Raw genomic sequence first — 3,022 nt, forward strand, 5'->3', positions numbered from 1 at the left:
ACCTGCCGATTTTACGGCTTCGGCAAGCGCTTCCGCCAATCGCCGCACCTCGTCGCCGTCCTCGCCTTCCACGGTCACGCGCACGAGCGGCTCGGTACCGGAAGGACGCAACACGACGCGGCCGCGTCCATGCAAGGTCGCTTCCACCTCGCCGAGGGCCCGTTGCACCTCGGCATGAGCGACGAGCGCAGCGCCTCCCGCGGCACGCACGTTGAGCATGACCTGCGGGAAGCGCGGCAGTTCGGCGCGGACATCGGTGAGCGCCATGCCCATGCGTTGCAAAGCATCGAGCACGAACAGTGCGTTGAGAATGCCGTCGCCCGTGCCGCTGCGGTCCAGATGCAGGACATGGCCGGAGGCTTCGCCGCCGAGCACGCCGCCGCGCTCGCGCAGCATCTGCAGCACGTAGCGGTCGCCGACGTTGGCGCGCGCGAATTCCGCACCGAGTTTCTGCAGTGCAAGCTCGACGCCGTAGTTGGTCATCAGCGTGCCGACAACCGGTCCGCGCAGTTGTCGCGACGCGAGCAAGTCCTTCGCCAACAGATAGACAATGTCGTCGCCGTCGACCACCCCGCCTTTGACGTCGATCATCTGCACGCGATCGCCATCGCCGTCGAAAGCGATGCCGAGATCGGCGCCATTTTCCAGCACCACGCGCCTGAGCGCCTCCAGATCGGTCGCACCGCAGCTGGCGTTGATGTTGAAACCGTCCGGTTGCACGCCGATCGTCGACACGTCGGCACCGAGATCGGCGAACAGGCGCGGCGCGACGTGATAGGTCGCGCCATGCGCGCAATCGAGCACGATGCGTTTGCCGCGCAGGGAAAGGCCCGGCACGCTGCCGGCGCAGTAGTCGAGGTAGCGCGCCGGAGCATCGTCGACGCGCACGGCCTTGCCGAGCTTTTCCGACGATGCGGTGCGCAGCGGCAGGCGCAGCGCCGCCTCGATCGCGAATTCGACTTCGTCCGACAATTTCTCGCCGGCCGCGTTGAAGAACTTGATGCCGTTGTCGTAGTACGGATTGTGCGAGGCGCTGATGACCAGACCGGCGTCGGCGCCGAGCTCGCGCACGAGCCACGCTACGGCCGGCGTCGGCATCGGTCCGAGCAGCTTGACGTTCGCGCCCGCAGAGACGAGGCCGGCTTCGAGCGCGGATTCGAACATGTAACCGGAGACGCGCGTATCCTTGCCGATCACCACGCTCGGATGGCGGCCGGAATCGGCTTGCCCGGCGCCGAGCACATGGCCGAGCGCCTGTCCCAGGCGCAGCATGAATTCCGCCGTGATCGGCTCTTCGCCGACGCGGCCGCGGATGCCGTCGGTACCGAAATATTCCTTCTTCATGCCGATGCGGAAATCACATCGTGTTGGTCGGTTTTTCCGACCCCTGCAGTTCGGCGAGCATGGCCTCGATCTTGACGCGCGCCGACTCGCTTTCCGGCGACTCGTTGAACTGCACGCCGATGCCGGCGACGCGGTTGCCCTGCGCACCCGGCGGCGTGATCCAGACGACCCTGCCTGCGATCGGCATGCGTTCGGCCTCCGCCATCAGCGCCAGCAGAATGAACACGTCGTCGCCAAGACCGTAGCGCTTCGCCGTCGGCACGAAGATGCCGCCGCCGCGCACGAACGGCATGTACGCGTTGTACAGCGCATGCTTGTCCTTGATCGACAGCGACAAGATGCCTTGCAGCGGTGAACCGGTGCCGGAACCTGCAACCATCATGTACTCCGTTGTTGAACGTCGTGATTCGGCGCCGCCGCCACCGCCCAAGCCGCAAGCAATTCGAGCATCGCCAACTCCGGCCGGACCGGTCCGCGCAAAAGATCGCGGGTACGGTTGGCCCGGTCGAACCAAGCGGTAAGCTTCACCAAATCGACCGCACGGGTCAAGGCGAGCGGACCGCCAGCGCTCAGCATCGCGCCGCCGTGCGCCTGCGCACGGCCTTGCTGCTGGACCAGCGAAGCGGCGAAGCGCAGGCGCAGATCGGCCTCCTCGCGACTCCAGCGCTGGGCGACATCAAAAGCCGCGGCAACGCCGGCATTCAGTTCGCGCAGGTCCTGCGCCACCGCGCCACGCAACTTCAAGGATTCGCCCTGCGCCCAGGCCAGCGCGAGGCCCGGATTGCCATCGCTCGCGTTCATCGCGTCCGTTGCCTGCCTGCCATCGACGCCCTGCGCAGTGAGCCATTGCAGGGCGAGCTTCGTTTCCGGCACGCGGAAATCGATGCGCTGGCAGCGACTGCGGATCGTCGCCGAAAGCCGCGAAGGATGGTCCGCGATCAGCACGATGATCGTGCCTGGTGTCGGCTCCTCCAGCGTCTTCAGCAGCGCGTTGCTCGCCGCGTGATTCATCGCATCAGCCGGATCGATCAGCGCGATCTGTGCGCCGCCGAACTGCGCGGTCAAGGCCAGTCGTTCGCTCAGGGTGCGCATCTGGTCGACCGTGAGCTCGGTGCGCGGCTTGCCGTCGTCGCGCAACTCGAAGTTCACGCGCACCAGATCGGGATGCGTGCCGGCCACGACCAATTTGCAGGCGCGGCAGATGCCGCAGGCGAAGCCATTCGCGCGCGGCGACTCGCACAGCAGCGCGTGCGCGAACGCGTCGGCGAATTCGCGCTTGCCCAGGCCCGCGGGTCCGGCCAGCAGGATGGCGTGCGGCAGGGCATCGCGACGGCGGCGCTCGCCGAGGCTGTTCCACGCATCAACGTTCCACGGCGCCAAGATCACGATCCGGCTCCCTGCGCCCGCAGGAACTCACCGACGGCTACGCGCACCTGCTCGAGCACCGCCTCGAGCGGCTGGCTCGCGTCGATGATGCGGAAGCGCGTGGGCTGCGCGGCGGCGCGGGCTCGATACGCGGCGCGCACGTGCTCGAAGAAATCCTGTGCTTCCAGTTCGATGCGATCGGCCGGCCCGCGCCCGCGTGCACGCGCGAGACCAATGCCCACGGGCAGATCAAGCAGCAGGGTCAGATCGGGTTGCAGGTCGCCGGCGGCCCAGCGTTCGAGTTCGGCGATGC

Annotated in this window: 3 protein-coding genes and 1 pseudogene; all 4 read right to left on the reverse strand. The window is 67.2% G+C overall.

All coding sequences use genetic code 11. The features are described from left to right. On the reverse strand, positions 1 to 1,344 hold a 1,344-nt coding region (gene glmM / locus VF497_RS04865), incomplete at its 3' end, for a phosphoglucosamine mutase (RefSeq protein ID WP_330886513.1). 13 nt (positions 1,345 to 1,357) lie between these two features. Beyond that, positions 1,358 to 1,723 (reverse strand): PilZ domain-containing protein, encoded by a 366-nt coding sequence (locus VF497_RS04870; protein ID WP_330886514.1) that lies wholly within the window; start codon positions 1,721 to 1,723, stop codon positions 1,358 to 1,360. Continuing rightward, positions 1,723 to 2,730: a DNA polymerase III subunit delta' gene (gene holB / locus VF497_RS04875; protein WP_330886515.1), complete on the reverse strand. Its 1,008-nt coding sequence runs from the start codon at positions 2,728 to 2,730 to the stop codon at positions 1,723 to 1,725. The genes VF497_RS04870 and holB overlap by 1 nt, the downstream gene beginning before the upstream one ends. Beyond that, positions 2,727 to 3,022 (reverse strand): annotated as a pseudogene (locus tag VF497_RS04880) (dTMP kinase); the annotation flags it as partial. The pseudogene VF497_RS04880 and the gene holB, both read right to left, overlap by 4 nt.

Source organism: Rudaea sp., assembly GCF_036383415.1.
Lineage (GTDB): Bacteria > Pseudomonadota > Gammaproteobacteria > Xanthomonadales > Rhodanobacteraceae > Rudaea.

Bases quoted from the DNA above. Each gene is read 5' to 3' on its own strand.
- VF497_RS04870 (WP_330886514.1), bottom strand. From the start codon at position 1,723: ATGGTTGCAGGTTCCGGCACCGGTTCACCGCTGCAAGGCATCTTGTCG.